13 protein-coding genes are annotated in these 16079 nt (G+C 39.7%); 2 read left to right on the top strand and 11 right to left on the bottom strand.

Going from position 1 to position 16079, the window contains the following annotated elements; genetic code table 11:
* Positions 1 to 82: 82 nt before the first annotated feature.
* The 4 genes from A1QC_RS09095 to A1QC_RS09080 all read right to left on the bottom strand — a co-directional run bounded on the left by A1QC_RS09095 (position 83) and on the right by A1QC_RS09080 (position 4054).
* Positions 83 to 1048: a TRAP transporter substrate-binding protein gene (locus A1QC_RS09095; RefSeq protein ID WP_017024520.1), complete on the bottom strand. Its 966-nt coding sequence runs from the start codon at positions 1046 to 1048 to the stop codon at positions 83 to 85.
* Between the two features lie 39 nt (positions 1049 to 1087).
* The gene (locus A1QC_RS09090; protein WP_026025745.1) at positions 1088 to 2392 is read right to left on the bottom strand and encodes a TRAP transporter large permease; all 1305 of its coding nucleotides are present in this window, start codon (positions 2390 to 2392) and stop codon (positions 1088 to 1090) included.
* 64 nt (positions 2393 to 2456) lie between these two features.
* On the bottom strand, positions 2457 to 2957 hold the full coding sequence (locus A1QC_RS09085; protein WP_017024518.1) for a TRAP transporter small permease: 501 nt from the start codon (positions 2955 to 2957) through the stop codon (positions 2457 to 2459).
* A 326-nt stretch (positions 2958 to 3283) separates the two neighbouring features.
* Positions 3284 to 4054, bottom strand: coding sequence for a GntR family transcriptional regulator (locus A1QC_RS09080; RefSeq protein WP_017024517.1), 771 nt, complete (start codon positions 4052 to 4054; stop codon positions 3284 to 3286).
* Between the two features lie 177 nt (positions 4055 to 4231).
* Here A1QC_RS09080 and uxaC point away from each other — a divergent pair, with 177 nt between their 5' ends.
* Both uxaC and A1QC_RS09070 read left to right on the top strand, forming a co-directional pair.
* Positions 4232 to 5647 (top strand): glucuronate isomerase, encoded by a 1416-nt coding sequence (uxaC, locus tag A1QC_RS09075; RefSeq protein ID WP_017024516.1) that lies wholly within the window; start codon positions 4232 to 4234, stop codon positions 5645 to 5647.
* 92 nt (positions 5648 to 5739) lie between these two features.
* Entirely contained in the window at positions 5740 to 7239 is a 1500-nt protein-coding gene (locus tag A1QC_RS09070) for a UxaA family hydrolase (RefSeq protein ID WP_017024515.1), read from the top strand.
* A 373-nt stretch (positions 7240 to 7612) separates the two neighbouring features.
* Here A1QC_RS09070 and A1QC_RS09065 read toward each other — a convergent pair whose 3' ends face one another.
* From A1QC_RS09065 to A1QC_RS09035, 7 genes are all read right to left on the bottom strand, one after another.
* Entirely contained in the window at positions 7613 to 9019 is a 1407-nt protein-coding gene (locus A1QC_RS09065; RefSeq protein ID WP_017024513.1) for an EmmdR/YeeO family multidrug/toxin efflux MATE transporter, read from the bottom strand.
* Positions 9020 to 9023: 4 nt separating this feature from the next.
* Positions 9024 to 10652 carry a hypothetical protein gene (locus A1QC_RS09060; RefSeq protein ID WP_017024512.1) on the bottom strand — a complete coding sequence of 543 codons (1629 nt, stop codon included), beginning with the start codon at positions 10650 to 10652 and terminating at the stop codon, positions 9024 to 9026.
* A gap of 9 nt (positions 10653 to 10661) precedes the next feature.
* Positions 10662 to 11708 (bottom strand): pectinesterase family protein, encoded by a 1047-nt coding sequence (locus A1QC_RS09055; RefSeq protein WP_017024511.1) that lies wholly within the window; start codon positions 11706 to 11708, stop codon positions 10662 to 10664.
* Between the two features lie 132 nt (positions 11709 to 11840).
* Positions 11841 to 13121 (bottom strand): ABC transporter substrate-binding protein, encoded by a 1281-nt coding sequence (locus tag A1QC_RS09050; protein ID WP_017024510.1) that lies wholly within the window; start codon positions 13119 to 13121, stop codon positions 11841 to 11843.
* Positions 13122 to 13141: 20 nt separating this feature from the next.
* Positions 13142 to 14278 (bottom strand): ABC transporter ATP-binding protein, encoded by a 1137-nt coding sequence (locus A1QC_RS09045; RefSeq protein WP_017024509.1) that lies wholly within the window; start codon positions 14276 to 14278, stop codon positions 13142 to 13144.
* A 15-nt stretch (positions 14279 to 14293) separates the two neighbouring features.
* On the bottom strand, positions 14294 to 15208 hold the full coding sequence (locus A1QC_RS09040; protein WP_026025741.1) for a carbohydrate ABC transporter permease: 915 nt from the start codon (positions 15206 to 15208) through the stop codon (positions 14294 to 14296).
* A gap of 2 nt (positions 15209 to 15210) precedes the next feature.
* Positions 15211 to 16079: carbohydrate ABC transporter permease (locus A1QC_RS09035; protein ID WP_017024507.1), on the bottom strand; the 869-nt coding region annotated here is incomplete at its 5' end.

The raw sequence follows: 16079 nt of genomic DNA, 5'->3' as shown, positions 1-16079 counted from the left end.
AAAGGTAAATAATAAGGCTCAGGCTAACCTAGTGCGTCGACCTGAACCTTACGACTATTACTATATAGCTAAGACCCTTTGATTATTTAGTGTTTTGAATATCACTAAGCATATCGACAAGATCAGGATTCTCTTTCTTAAACTTCTCGTAAACTGGTTTTACCGCTTCTTGGAACGATGCCGTATCACTATCTACGAATGTGATACCTTTGGTTTTCAGATCTGCCGTTGCATGGTCAACATACTTCTTCCAGTTAACTTCTTGCTGCTTCGCCGTTTCTTTTGCCACTTTACGGATAGTTTCTTGCTGCTCAGGTGTCAATTCATCCCAAACGCTGGTTGAGACAACGAGCACGTCAGGCACCATTGTGTGTTTGTCGTAAGAGAAGGTTTTCTTCACTTCAAAATGACGAGAAGAATAATAAGATGGAATGTTGTTTTCTGCCCCATCGACTACCCCTTGCTGTAGCGCTGAATACAATTCGCCGTATGGTAGTGGAACAGGTGTTGCCCCTAGAGATTTGATGATATCAATCGCCAATGGTGAGTTTTGAACACGAATCTTCATGCCCTTCAAATCAGCAGGTGTTTTGATTGCTTTATCGGTATAGAAACTACGCGCACCCGCATCCAAGAATGCCAAGCCAACAAAACCATCATCACGCGAGGATGCTAAAATTTTGTCACCAATAGGTCCATTAAGTACATCGCGATACTGCTGCTCACTGCTGTATAAATAAGGAAGAGATAAGATCTTATAATCTTTCGAAAATGACTCCAGCGGAGCAGCACTCACTTTAGTAAAGGCAACCGTACCATTTTGTACCATTTGCAATAAGCTAGTTTCATTACCAAGTGTTCCATTGGCGTACACTTTGACTCTGATTTTGGTTTCATCTTTAACTTGGTCAGCAAACCAACTTAACGATTGGTGTACTGGATGCTCAGTTGGTAGTGCATGGGCTAATTTCAATGTTTGAGCATAAACACTAGAGGTAAAGGTTGCTCCAGCTAAGATTCCTGCAAGCATTAACTTATTCAGTTTCATATTATTATTCCCTTCTTTGTTTCTACGTTATTGAACTTATTAAGATACATATCCCGCCAAATGAGGTAGCCACATAGTGAGTGATGGCACCATAATGATCAGCCCCAAAGTTAGAACCATAATTAAGAATAAAGGTATTAACTTAGGCACCACATCGCCGAGTTTGTTACCAGAGACACTACAGCCCACAAATAGAGCCGTACCTACTGGGGGCGTGCAAATACCGATACAAAGGTTAAACACCATGATGATGCCAAATTGAATTGGGTCGACACCAAGTTCAACGGCGATAGGTAAAAATATCGGTGTAAAAATTAGAACCGCTGGAGACATATCCATAAATGTCCCCACCACTAATAAAATCAAATTCATTAGCAGCATAATAACCAGCGGGTTAGTTGAATAATTAAGAACGAAATCTGCAATCGCACCTGGAATATCAGCATTGGCCATAGACCATGACATTGCCGAAGATGTTGCTATCATGAGTAATACGATAGAAGTCGTAATCACACTATCAAGCAAGATAGGCGCTAGATCTTTAAACTTTAATTCACGATAAGCAAAGCCTAAAATCAAACTATAAACTACCGCAATAGCAGAGGCTTCCGTTGCAGTAAACGCCCCACCTAAAATCCCCCCCATAATGATCAACACTAAAAATAAGCTTGGAATGGCATCCCAAATCACTTTCATTGTTTTTTCTTTTTGAACAATTTTCTCTTGGGGGATCTTATATTTTTTACCTAACAACAAAATACCAATCATGATCCCGAAACCCATTAAAAGACCCGGAATGTAACCTGCAATAAAGAGATATTGCACAGAGGTACTACTGACTAAAGCATATAAAATTAAGATATTAGAAGGCGGAATTAACAATCCCGTTGGGCAAGAAGCAACATTCACCGCAGTTGAGAAATCTTTAGGATACTTATGTTTCTCCTGCAATGGTTTCATTATCCCACCAACAGCAGCGGCAGCGGCGGCGGCTGAGCCAGATAAAGAGCCAAACATCATATTAGCAATAACATTCACATGAGACAGTGATCCTGGAAGCTTACCACCGAGTAACATAGCGAAATTAATCAGCCTATTCGCTAAGCCTCCCCGGTTCATTAAATTCCCGGCCACAATAAAAAACGGTAAGGCTAATAAACCAAAGCTATTTAACCCATTTGTCAATTGTTGTGAAACTAAAATCGATGCTTTATCTATTGGAAAATCAATAAATATAGTTAGTAATGCCGCACCACCAATCGCAAAGGCAATGGGAATACCTATTAATAAAAATATTGCTAACGATCCAAATAGAACCACAATGGGCAGTAAATCGTAGACCATATCAGGCATTGAATTGATGTAGTCTTGAGTAAATATTAAATCAACCAGTGTCATGATACTTTCCTCAACGAACTATTTGATATATTGATTTGAGAATATCAATACATGCGTAATAGCAGATAATGACACCCGAAAACGGTACAACCGTGTAGACATAACCAATTAAAAGTTGATGCCCACCGATAGATAACCCAGGAGAGACTTGATTGTGATGCAGCGTCGTCATCATAAAGTTCCAGCCGCCGTATACCAAGGCAACAGAAGAAAACAACAAGACAAAACAACTAATAACAATATTAAGAACATGCTGATTTCTAGTCTTGAGTCGACTGACCAACAACTCTAAGGCTAAGTGGCGTTTAATTGAGAACGTATAGGCTCCACCTAAAATACCAATCCAAATTAACAAATAACGGGAAAGTTCATCGGTAAAAACGGAGGGGTCATTTAAAATAAAACGAGTAAATACCTGCCATACAACCGAAAACACCATCATTGCCATAAAAAATATGAGGGCATATTCTAATATTCGGTTTAATAATTTATTAAATACTTCTACATTCATTAGCACACTCTTCCACAGCAATAATTATTATATTTTTATAAGCAATCGTTTTCCTGCTTAAATAAAACACCTTATTGAGTATCTTAATGTGACTATAATCACGGCATGTAAATTTTTGAACCGTGGTTTTATATTTTAAATTAAAAAATGCTAGCAGACCTATATTTTTAAGATGTTATACCAATTTTATCGCGATTTTGTGAACTAAATTTGTGCAATATGAGGAAAAATGTTCTAAAGGAGTGCAGTTGGGATAAAAATTTATGGCTAGGAATGTAGAAATAGGTTAGCAAAAAAACAACTAACCTATTAATATTTAATCATTTTTATATATCTAATGGCTTAGTTTCAAACAAATACTTATCATAAGGAGTATCTTCTGCTGAAGAGGCATCATACAAAAATTGCTTAGTGCTTTCTAAATGCTGCCACATCTCTGCTTTTGCTTGCTTCGAGTTTTTAACCTGTAAGGCCTTTACAATCGCACCGTGCTCATCCGCCCAGGTATTGATATTTGATGAATCGATATGTTCGTGCAATTGATTCCATAATGGGTTCTGTTTACGGGTAAACCAAATCAGCTCAATGATTAAAGAAAGCACCGAGTTTTTGGTGATTTTACCGAGTTGAATATGAAATTCCTCATCCCATGCTGAATCAGTATCGTCGGCATTTAGGTAACTCTCTTTTTGTATTTTATCTAATAAATCAATATCTTGCTTTGTTACTTGACTCGCAGCAAAAGAAGCAATAGTACATTCAACCACTTGCCTTGCTTGTAAGAGTTCAAATGGGCCGGCTTTCTTCATTTCTTCAATAAGGTAACGAGCGAATTCTTCCTCGCTTTCACTTAGCCCAGAAGATTGCTGCGAAATCGTCGAGACCACATGAATCCCCGATCCTTTCCTCACTTCCACCAGCCCTTCCAGTTCGAGCATGATCATCGCTTCACGTACAACCGTTCGACTAATGCCAAGCTCTTCAGCAATAATTCTTTCCGGTGGCATTTTCGTCCCTACCGGATATTGGCCAGATAGTATTTTTTCTTTTAACTTTTCGCCAATAACTTGATACAAACGCTTGTTTTCAAAAGACATCATTCACCTAACTATTAAATTAAACCCAAGAAAACTATCACAAGGGAAACCATATTATGCTGATCAATATCGAATATAGATAAATTTCGATTGTTTAATTTTGTGATCTACAAACTTGTTATACCAATTCAATCTCATATTATACCAGAAATGTCTATTTTATTTAGGTGGAAGGTCATGTCAAAATTTTTAACGGAAGATTTCTTACTTACAACGAATATCGCGAAAGAGCTTTATCATAATGTGGCAGCGCATCAACCGATTATCGACTACCACTGCCACCTTCCCCCAACACAAGTTTCTGAAGATTATCGCTTCAAAAACTTAACCGATATCTGGCTAAAAGGTGATCACTACAAATGGCGTGGCATGCGTACTAACGGTATTGAAGAGCGTTTTTGTACAGGTAATGCTTCGGATAAAGAAAAGTTCTTTGCCTGGGCCAAGACTGTTCCCCAAACCATTGGTAACCCACTCTTCCACTGGACTCATTTAGAATTACGCCGTCCCTTTGGAATTACCGATACCATTTTAAATGAATCTACCGCTGAAAGTGTGTGGAATCAGTGCAATGAGATGTTAGCTTCACCTGAATTTTCCGCTCGCAACATTATGAAAAAAATGGATGTTCGCATGGTCGGTACCACTGACGACCCGATTGATGATTTGGTTCCTCATAAAATCGTAATGGATGATAAAGATTTTGACGTTCAAATGCGTCCTAGTTGGCGACCAGATAAAGCTTTTAATGCTAACGCGGAAGACTATTCACAATACTTAAGCAAACTTGGCAAGCTCACCAACATTGAGATTCAACGCTTCTATCATCTATGCGATGCACTCACTATCCGTTTGGACTATTTTGAAGCTCATGGCTGCTGCATTTCAGATCACGCTCTTGATACTGTGGTCTTTGAAAACGCCAGCGAACAAGAACTAGACTCAATTTTATCCAAACGTTTATCAGGTGAACTATTAACTGATAAAGAAGCCGCACAACTGAAAACCGCGATTCTCATTTTCTTAGGTAAACAATACGCACAACGTGGTTGGGTTCAGCAATATCACATCGGCGCATTACGAAATAACAACCAACGCATGTTCAATCTTATTGGTGCTGATGTTGGTTTTGACTCAATTAATGATGCCCTAGTTGCTGCCCCACTATCTAAATTACTCAATGCATTAGATGTTGAAAACGCATTACCAAAAACCATTTTATATTGTTTGAATCCACGAGATAACGAAGTCATCGCAACCATGTGTGGCAACTTTCAAGGCGGTGGTATTGCGGGCAAAATTCAGTTTGGTTCTGGGTGGTGGTTTAACGATCAGAAAGACGGTATGTTGCGCCAAATGGAACAACTTTCCCAGCTTGGCCTACTCAGTCGTTTTGTCGGTATGTTGACAGATAGCCGCAGTTTTCTTTCTTACACCCGTCATGAATATTTCCGCCGTTTATTGTGCCGCTTAATTGGCCAATGGGTGGAAGATGGTGAAGTTCCTCTGGATATGCCACTACTATCAAAAATGGTGGAAGATATTTGCTTCAACAACGCTAATCAATATTTCAACTTAGGCATTAAGAAGTAATTGCCTTCAACTAAGGCTATTCGTTTTTCGGATAGCCTTCCCCTATTGCCATGATGCCACCAAGTATTCTCCGGCATCTATTGGAGAGCCAGATGAAAAAATGGATTCGTATTCACCCCAAAGACAATGTTGTGATAGCACTCGTTGATCTAAATAAAGGGTCGAAGATTAAGATCACCAGCAACCTTTTTATTACTCTTCAAGAAGACATTACTAAAGGTCATAAAATTGCGTTAGATGATATGACGATAGGTGATTTGTTATGGAAATACGGGGAATCTTTTGGTCATGCGACGGATGATATTCCGCAAGGTAGTTGGATACATAGTCATAACAGCAAAACTAACTTATCCGATAAATTAGCTTACCAATATCAGCCTAAAATCTTTACATCTAGCGAGATTCCGAATCTTGATCAAACTGCAGTCAGTATTTATCGCCGCGGAAATGGCGAAGTCGGAATTCGTAATGAGCTATGGGTGATCCCCACGGTTGGCTGCGTTAATGGCATCGCACAGACTATGGTGAACCAATTTTTAGCCAGCAACCCTCAACTAGAGATTGATGGCGTCTACGTATTCCCACACCAATTTGGTTGCTCTCAATTAGGCGATGACCACATTACAACTCGTAATTTATTACAAAGCATCGCCAAACATCCTAATGCCGGTGGCGTACTGATTTTAGGTTTGGGCTGTGAAAACAACCAAGTCCCTACCTTTATGCAAGGTTTGGGAGATTACGATCCAAATAGAATTAAATGCCTGATCTCGCAATCTGTCGATGATGAAATTCTCGCAGGAAAAAGCTTATTAGAAGATCTATATGAAACAATGCGACACGATAAACGCGAACCAGGTAAGTTATCCGAAATTCATTTTGGTCTTGAGTGCGGCGGTAGTGACGGATTATCAGGGATCACCGCCAACCCATTACTCGGTAAGTTTTCAGATTATGTCATCACTCAAGGTGGAACAACCGTACTCACCGAAGTACCTGAAATGTTCGGTGCTGAAACCTTGTTAATGCAAAGAGCAACAACTTATGAAGTATTTAATAAAATCGTTAACATGATTAATAACTTTAAAGATTATTACACCAAACACGATCTACCAATTTATGAAAACCCCTCTCCCGGCAATAAGGCTGGAGGCATTACTACCTTAGAAGATAAATCGCTAGGTTGTACTCAAAAGTCTGGCACGAGTCCGGTGGTCGATGTACTCGACTACACACAAAAAATTACCACTTCTGGTTTAAACTTACTAAACGCCCCAGGAAATGATGCGATTGCCACCAGCGCACTTGCCGCTTCAGGTTGTCACATGGTGTTATTTTCAACCGGTAGAGGTACCCCTTACGGCGGATTTGTTCCAACAGTGAAGATTGCGACAAATTCAGAACTAGCCGATAAGAAAAAGCACTGGATAGATTTTAATGCTGGTAAATTAGTATCTGAAGATATTTCGATGGATCAATTACTAAAAGAATTCATCAAAACCATCGTTACTATCATCAATGGAGACAAGAGTAAAAATGAAATCAATCAGATAAGAGAAATTGCCATCTGGAAAAGCGGAGTGACGCTGTAACAATCTAGGGTCAAGCTATATCGCTGCTCTAATAATAAAACAGGCATTAATATAAAAGAGCGTTTCAAAAAACTTGATCTCTATCATATAAACTGGTCTAATTGTGACAAATATCACACAGAGCTAAGGTTACAATGAACACTATTACTGCAAATCAAAGCACTTTTAACAATTCCAAATTAAAAGATTCCGCTGCTACCGCATTGAGCCTGATCTTGATCTACGGTTCTGCGTTAGGCTTTATCGCTCTAACAGCGCTAACTTGGGTTAAGTTTTAATTTAAAAGCTTATTTTCCAAAGCATTAAAAATTCAAAAAGGAGCCTATTGTTGGCTCTTTTTGCTATTTTTATTCCAAGTAAACCCGCTTACATTTTAACGAGAAACATCTCTAAAGTATCGGGCTAACCATTTCTGATTCAATAATCGCAAAGTGAATAGCATTCCTCGCACTATCCAATCACTGAACATTCCTATCCATACCCCATACACACCGAAATCAAGTACTACGCCAAATACATATCCGCAGCAAATCCTAAAACCCCACATGCTGAGAATTGCCGTCCACATAGTAAACTTCACATCTTTAGCACCTTTAAATGCAGCAGGAAGAACAAAAGAAGCAGCCCAAACTGGCATCATAATGGCATTCATATAGAACAAGTTTACCACCACATCAATCACTGACTCTTCAGTGGTATAAAGCAATGCAATGTAATGAATAAACGGTACGAGCAGTAAGGTTGAACAAACTAATAAAATGGTGGAAGTAACTAAAATCAGCACCAATTCTTGTTGTGCCATTCTTGGTCTATTTTGCCCTAGGCGTTTACCCACAATAACCGTGGCAGCCATACCTAATGTATTGCCGGGAATATTGATCATCAATATGATAGAGAATGCGATGACATTACCCGCCATCGCTACGGTTCCCATTCCTGCCACCATTAAAATAGTGATCATTTTACCTATGTTGAACATCAAGGATTCAACACTAGCAGGAATACCTATCCCTAAAATATCGGCAAGTACTTTGCGGCTAAACTTAGAAAAGTACAATTTAAACGGGATCACAAAACGAGAGTTTTTGGCTAAATACGCCAGAATAATAAAAGCCCCGACCCAACGCGCTAAAGAAACACCTAAACCGGCTCCAAGCAAACCCAAACCTTGCCAATCACCGACACCGTAGATCAATGGATAACTAAACGCGATATTCAGTAAATTGGTTAAGATATTGACTCTCATCGGTAAGCGACTATTACCAACTGCTCTTAATACCCCGCTGCCTGCAAGAGTGATCGCAAGCGCAGGATAACTCAACGCCATTGCGGTAAGGTAAACCTCAGCAAGGTGAATAACCTCAGGCTCTGCGCCATAAGCCACGATCTCAAGTAATGACTTTCCACCAAGCAATACCACAACACAAAAAAGCACACTAATCAGCGCATTTAGAGTAATGGTTTGCCGAGCTTGATCGAGCGCTTGTTCACTATTTCTTCGCCCGTATGATTGAGCAACAATCACAGTTCCGCCCAGCTCAATAGCCGCGAGAACCGAATAAATGATGTAAGTGAAACTGTCGCTTATCCCGATCGCGGCGGTTTGAGACTGACCTAAGCGACTGACGAGAATCGTGCTAATGATCCCCATCAATACCACGCATAACAGCTCAATAAAAATCGGCCACGCTAGAGGGAATACATCACGAATCAATAAGACCTTGTGACGCTTACGTAGCGTTAGTGGCCAATTTTTAAACAACGAAAAGGTCAGGTTCATTTCACTATTCTATGGTTACCCCATAAATGATGTCGCGATCATATACAGTTTCAATTCGGTCACCTTGGCTCACTTCGCCATGCAAGTAACCACCGTTTGAAATGTGTGTAGGCATGTCGGCATATTGACCTTGATGCGCTGCTTCTAATGCAATAAGAGCGAAAGAAGCTGGATCATCAAAACGAGCAAAACGATGTTGCTCTGATGGTACAAAATACCCACGATGAAATTTCTGCTCTATTATATTCTTACCAATTGAATCTGCGAGTAATAATAATTTTTCTTGCCCAGTAAATTCATAGAGATCGAGCAACGCGAATAATAAATATGGAGAGGCGATGGCGGTATCTATATTCACCTCTGTTAACCACATTGTATCAGGAGCAATTAAACCCAGTTCAAAGCGTGCAAACATTGTTGCAGTAAGCTCTTTGATCTCGATATCATCACTATTAATACTGGCACGTATCAAAGGCAATAAATACGCAGGATCTACAGATTGGCGTTTTAATTCTGTCCCCTTTTTGCCGTAATAACCATCGCGGGGGAAAACGTAACCCGTCATATCATGGCCATTATTCCACATAGGAACGATTTTATTTTCCATCATATCCCAAGCGAATTTAAAATAAGCCTTAATACCACTTGTCACCCAAGCTAACATTTCTTCATCACCGGTTTGCTTAGCACACTCTAAAATTGCTAGCGGGTTATCCACTACTACTGGCCAACTATCACGAAATAGCACATTAGCCTCTTTTGCTATTTCACCAAATTCGTCTCCAAATTGCCGCTTAGCTCGGTCTCCAAACCACGAATATGTCAAAGTATCATCATCGGGAATAGGCTCTCTTTGTAACGGTGAGGAAAATTGATAAACAGGCATACCAGTATCTGGATTACGCGCTAACACAAATTGCTTATAGAGATGTTTAGCCCACATTTCAGCATGAACATCCACTTGATGTTGAGAATAAAATATTGCCGCGTAAATCAAGTCAGTAGAAGCATTAACAAATGTTAAACCGACCGTTTCAGGTAGCTGTGGCCAGAGGCTAGGATCAACCACTGGCTTAGGTTGATGATAGGTGAAAACATTATCTATGGGTTTGATGCCATATTGACCATGTCGACTTAAATCTAACTTCTGCCAATCCAAGACATGAGCTGCCCAAAAACCATGTAAAAATTGGGTAGTCCTCTTTGCATCCACTTGATAAAGACATTCATAGTAAGGGAAATGATGCTTCAATTCGTGAACACGTTCTTTACTAGCTGGCCCTTCGATTTCTCCGGTTTGTTGGTTAATAAAACGATGCCCTCCCCAGTGAAATAGCCCACTTTCTGAATCGGTATAATTATCGAGAAATTGCTTGGTCATTTTTGTCGCCGTGTTTTTCCAATGATCATTCTTAGTGACAACAGATAACCCCACCAAAGCACGTAATACATTCTGTTGGCTAGCAAAATTACTCATTACTGCTTTCGTGCCATCAGGGTAAGTCCAATATACCGGTTTATTGGTTAAAGTATCTGCTCCATCAGCAAGCAAATACAAATCATGATTTAAGAATTGGTCGAGAATACGCTGGTAATAATTCGTCAATAAAGAAAGGTTAGATTGTCGTGACATAGACAACTCCTAAAATTGAAATGAGAAATGAAGCCAAGAAGATAGGCTGTGTTGTACTTGTTGTAGTCGCTGGTGATATTGCTTTATAGGCAACGAATAGGTCATCGCTCTTTTACGCACAATTTGTTGCTGATCATTGATGATGAAATTATTGAACTCTTCAAACCGTGAGTCGTGCGGGTAAAACCAAGCTTGGTTGCCATTTTTGTCTTTTCCCGACATTTTATCCCAGCCATATATATGATCGGCCATTAAACAATCAACAAACGCACAATGACCGATAGCATTGGGATCTGCATAATTACCATCATAAAATTCGGCCGTAGGGTGCCATGGGCGGCCTAGCGCATAACTCGATTCAGGTACTCCAGTTTCCTTTAATAATCGACATTGTAAAAATACAAAACCAAGCAATTGGCTCACATGAGTGCTAGGCGCACTGATATAGCCATAGGGCTGACCATTTTTAATATCAGATCGGTTCCTTGCCACTACATCACATTGTGTAAACACCGCTTGTCCTGCGCCAAAAATGAAATCGATCGCTCCTAAAATTTGGCATTGATGAAAATAACTTTTACCGCCATTAACAAATAGAGTGTCATGGTAACTTTCAAGAATAAGGTGTGAGCATTGAACACAATCAGCACTATTACCGATTAATAAAGCGACTGACTGAGTGTGTTGGATCCTTAATCGCTCTGGAATGGCTTGGTTTTCTAAAAAATTAAATTCATTTTTTATCGTTAAATAACTGAGTGAACAATGCTTAGCTTCAACCCCTACCGTTCTGGAACCATAAGTGCCAGAAATACGGCCATCCGGCTGAATTTTTTGGTTACAGCAATTAGCGGTAATTATGGTTTCAGATTGCTCATAGCCCGTTAAGTGAACATTATCACGAGCTAATAAAATTCGTTCCCGATAGACTCCGGGATGAATGATAATTTGATAATGTTGATCATTATCCGGCAATGAATCTATCGCTTGCTGAATTGAAGTAAAGTCACCATTGTGTGGATCTTGCGAAACAACGATTGGTTGATAACTATCCATAAGATGAACCCAAGCCTCCTTGCCATCCCATTACGCCATATCACTTACAGGTAGTAATACTTGTATATCAACTAAAAAGCCCTACCTCACGTAGAGGTAGGGAAAGTGGATAACTACTACAATGAAAATCGATTAACGTGTCAGCTTTTTCAGTAAGCGGTTACCTTTCCTTAAGAAGCTTTTTGCTGCTTCTTCAGGTGTCGCTTTACCGTAATCAATGTGTTGCATTTCCTCACTAAACATTTCCATTACCTGAGCATTATCTGTATATGGCGTTGCCACAATTTTCTTCGGCACATCAAGTGCTTGTTGATACCCGCGATATTGCAGGCTGTTTTTGTCTAATTGACCCGTTTCAGTCAATGTATTCAAACCACTTTTACTTAATGGAATACTACGACTAAGCCCTAGCGCTTTCACACCATCTGGATCATTTAATAAGAAGTTAACTAATTTAGCCGCTTCTTCTGGGTGCTCGGTGTTGCGGCCAATAGAGAACATCATTGATGGACGAGATAACAAGCCAGCATCTGTTGCACCATCAACCATCGGGTAGTCGGCTAATTCAAGCTGCATTGGTGGTTTTAGGTTATCTGAATATTTAGCAATGGCAGAATCCCACATGTATACGCCACCAAATTCACCTTCAATCCAAGGTCTCATTTCATAAAGGTTTGAACGACCATAAGAAGCGAACTCTTTGGTTGATGGGAAGACATGGTTTTTCACTTGATCGGCATACAACTGGAAGAACTCCGTCATTTCTTGTTGATCAAATTGCAGCATGCCATCGGTACCAATGATGTCTTTATTATACTTTTGAATCATGTATGAGCGGTTCATTGCAAAAACATCACGCGCTTCAATTACCAGTGGGTAATATTTCTCACCGAGTTTTTCTTTAAACACTGGCCCTGCATTCATCAACTCATCCCAGTTTTTAGGATAAGACAGGCCCGCTTTTTCCCAAGAATCTTTATTAAAATAGAAAACACGCGAAGTCATACTCACAGGTAAACCATTAAGTTTTCCTGCATTGGTACTCATTTCTATCGACGCTTCTGGGAAGTTTGATACACCTAGCTCTTTTGACAGCGATGTCATGTCATAGAAACCACTGCCATCTTTAGAGAAAATTGGCATCCAGTTCCAGTTCGTTTGCATCACATCTGGCTCTGTATTACCGGCAATTTGCGTGGTTAAGCGAGAAAGGTGACCATCCCAACCGGTATATTCACCTTTTACTGAAATATCAGGGTATTTTTCTTGGAATCGCTCTAACGCGGCATTGGTTGCTTGGTGACGTTCATTTCCCCCCCACCAAGACATACGTAACTCAACATCGGCAAAGGCATTAGCAGAAGCGACTGCAAGCGCAAGTGTCGTGACTGTCGTTATTAGATTTTTTTTCATAATAAGTCCCTTATATAGTTTTAGTTATCTAATGAAATGTTCTTTTCTGATACCGCATCGAAAATATGAGTTTTTTCCATTTGTACTTTAAAACGTACATTCTCTTCCGTGCCAAATCCCACACGGCTTTTGACCACATCAACAGGAACACGAGCGGTTAGTGTTTTTGTTCCAACTTTGAAATAAACAAACATCTCATGCCCCATGTTCTCCATTCGGATGATGTCACCTAAGATCACATTAGAATCATCTTCATCCTCTCTCGCGACAGTGATGTCATCGGGACGAACCCCAAACACCGTTTTGCTATAGCCATTCAAGCGAATATTTCCAGCCTTACTTTTAGGCACTAATAAACGTTGCCCTTCTAGCTCTGCGTAAAGATCATCACCTTCTTCCTTTAAAACCACCTCATTCAAGTTCATCTCTGGTGCACCAATAAAGCCAGCGACAAACATATTTATTGGGTTGTTATAAAGCTCCTCTGGTGTATCCACTTGCATGATTTCACCCAATTTCATCACGCAAATTCTGTCACCCATGGTCATCGCTTCTGTTTGGTCATGGGTAACATAAACTGACGTTGCCGGGTTATTAGTCGCTTTTAAATGCTTATGAATATCAGAAATACGCACTCGCATTGACGCTCGAAGCTTGGCATCTAGATTTGATAGAGGCTCATCAAATAAGAACACTTCTGGCTTTTTGACAATCGCACGACCGACCGCAACACGCTGTGCCTGGCCACCAGAAAGCTGACGAGGCAATCGATCAAGCAAGTCTTCAATTTCTAAAATACCCGCAGCCTCTTTAACTCGCTGTGCAATTTCTTCTTTTGGTAACTTTTGCAGCTTCAAACCAAATGCGAGATTCTCTTCTACCGTCATGTGTGGATACAAAGCGTAGTTCTGGAATACCATTGCAATACCACGATCTTTAGGTGCTAAATTATTAACTACTCTCTCACCAATTCGAATTTCACCACCGCTGATATTTTCCAATCCGGCTAGCATTCTCAATGTGGTTGATTTAGCACAGCCAGATGGACCAACTATCACTAAAAACTCACCATCTTGAATGGTTAGATTGATACTATGAACTGCTTTGAAGCCATTCGAATACACTTTTTCTAATTTTTTAAATTGAACTTGAGCCATAATTTATTACTCCACTTAACCTTTAATGCCGCTGTTTGAGACGCCTTCAACAAAGTATTTTTGAGACATGAAGAACACCACGATGGATGGAATGATTGCGATAGAAGCCATTGCTAAAATCTCATTCCAACGAGCCCCTTCTGTCACATCAATCGACATTTTCAGAGCAAGTGCAATTGGATACTTATCAACACTGGATACGTAAATCAGTGGACCTAAGAAGTCATTCACCGACCACATAAACTGGAATAGTGCGACCGAAATAATTGCCGGACGAATAACCGGAACCACCACATGCCAAAGAACCTGGAATGAATTACAACCATCAATCATGGCGGCTTCTTCCATATCCGTTGGGATACCACGTAAGAATTGCACCAACATAAAGACAAAGAAGCCTTGTGTTGCAAATGCCAGTGGTAAGTACAGCGGTAAATAACTGTCTAACATCCCCATTTCACGGAACATTAAATATTGTGGAATAAGTAAAACGGTTTGAGGTAAAAGAATGGTTGCGATTAAAGTAGCAAACCAAAACTTTTTCCATGGAATGTCAAAACGTGCAAACCCATAAGCCACAATGGTAGAAGACACAACGGTAAAAAATACTTTTGGAAGAACATATAAAAAGGTATTAATAATATAATGACCAAAAGTAAATTCTGTTCCTGTTTTCCAACCATTAATAAAACCATCTAAGCTCCATTCTTTTGGAATAAGGCTCATTGAGGTGAATATTTCGTGATTAGGTTTTAGCGCTGCGGTAAACATCCATAAAAGTGGGTACAACATCATTAGTCCCACTAAAATTAATACGACATACCGAATTAACGCATTAATCTTTTCACGACGAATCGTTCTATTATTTTCTGCGTTAGCATCTAATTTTGAGGCATTCATATTCTTCTCATTCGTTACTATTGTATTCATAATTATTTCCCACCTTTATCGCCAGAGTAGAAAACCCAATATTTAGAAGAACGGAAAGTAATTGCCGTAAATATTGCCACTACAACAAACAATGACCATGCCAATGCACTGCCATATCCCATATCAAAGAATTTAAATGCTGTTTCATAAATATAAAGTGAGATTAAATAAGTTGATTTCATCGGACCGCCACCTGTCACAACATAAGGCGCTGTAAATTCCTGGAAAGCTTGGGTCGTTTGCATAATAAAATTAAAGAAAATAACTGGAGTAATCAGTGGTACAGTCACTTTCATGAACATTTGCCATTTACTTGCACCATCAATCATCGCGGCTTCATATTGTGATTGAGGAACGTTTTGTAACGCTGCTAAGAAGATCACCATGGCTGAACCAAACTGCCAAGCGCGTAGTAAAGTAATAGAAAATAGAGCAAATGAAGGCTCACCCAACCAGTTAATTGGGTCTAAACCAATCACTCCTAGCATGCCATTTAGTACGCCATCAATTGCAAACAAGGCGCGCCATAAAACTGCGATAGCGATACTACTACCTAAAATGGATGGGATGTAATAAGCGGTTCTAAAAAAGCCAATACCTCGAAGTTTGAAATTCAAAATAAAGGCAATAAATAGTGCAAAAGCAAGTTTGACTGGAATGGTCAAGAAAACGTACATAAACGTCACGCTCATTGACTTCCAAAACGTGTCATCTTCAAAAAGCATATACTGATAATTATCTAGACCAACATAGTTTGGTTGGGTCATCAAGTCATAATCAGTAAAACTCATCAAAAACGACGATACAAAAGGAAAAGCCGTAAATAATATCAACCCTATTATATAAGGGGATAAATATGCTAATCCTAATC

Origin of the sequence: Vibrio rumoiensis 1S-45 (genome assembly GCF_000286955.2) — a bacterium.
Taxonomy (GTDB): Bacteria; Pseudomonadota; Gammaproteobacteria; order Enterobacterales; family Vibrionaceae; genus Vibrio; species Vibrio rumoiensis_A.
The sequence above is the reverse complement of the archived record's forward strand: the minus strand, read 5'-3'. Positions and strand labels throughout refer to the sequence as shown.

What these genes read in the sequence shown, in the direction of transcription:
- A1QC_RS09095 (WP_017024520.1), bottom strand. Translation starts at nt 1,048, where the DNA reads ATGAAACTGAATAAGTTAATGCTTGCAGGAATCTTAGCTGGAGCAACC.
- A1QC_RS09090 (WP_026025745.1), bottom strand. Translation starts at nt 2,392, where the DNA reads ATGGTCTACGATTTACTGCCCATTGTGGTTCTATTTGGATCGTTAGCA.
- A1QC_RS09085 (WP_017024518.1), bottom strand. Translation starts at nt 2,957, where the DNA reads ATGAATGTAGAAGTATTTAATAAATTATTAAACCGAATATTAGAATAT.
- A1QC_RS09080 (WP_017024517.1), bottom strand. Translation starts at nt 4,054, where the DNA reads ATGTCTTTTGAAAACAAGCGTTTGTATCAAGTTATTGGCGAAAAGTTA.
- uxaC (WP_017024516.1), top strand. Translation starts at nt 4,232, where the DNA reads ATGTCAAAATTTTTAACGGAAGATTTCTTACTTACAACGAATATCGCG.
- A1QC_RS09070 (WP_017024515.1), top strand. Translation starts at nt 5,740, where the DNA reads ATGAAAAAATGGATTCGTATTCACCCCAAAGACAATGTTGTGATAGCA.
- A1QC_RS09065 (WP_017024513.1), bottom strand. Translation starts at nt 9,019, where the DNA reads ATGAACCTGACCTTTTCGTTGTTTAAAAATTGGCCACTAACGCTACGT.
- A1QC_RS09060 (WP_017024512.1), bottom strand. Translation starts at nt 10,652, where the DNA reads ATGTCACGACAATCTAACCTTTCTTTATTGACGAATTATTACCAGCGT.
- A1QC_RS09055 (WP_017024511.1), bottom strand. Translation starts at nt 11,708, where the DNA reads ATGGATAGTTATCAACCAATCGTTGTTTCGCAAGATCCACACAATGGT.
- A1QC_RS09050 (WP_017024510.1), bottom strand. Translation starts at nt 13,121, where the DNA reads ATGAAAAAAAATCTAATAACGACAGTCACGACACTTGCGCTTGCAGTC.
- A1QC_RS09045 (WP_017024509.1), bottom strand. Translation starts at nt 14,278, where the DNA reads ATGGCTCAAGTTCAATTTAAAAAATTAGAAAAAGTGTATTCGAATGGC.
- A1QC_RS09040 (WP_026025741.1), bottom strand. Translation starts at nt 15,208, where the DNA reads ATGAATACAATAGTAACGAATGAGAAGAATATGAATGCCTCAAAATTA.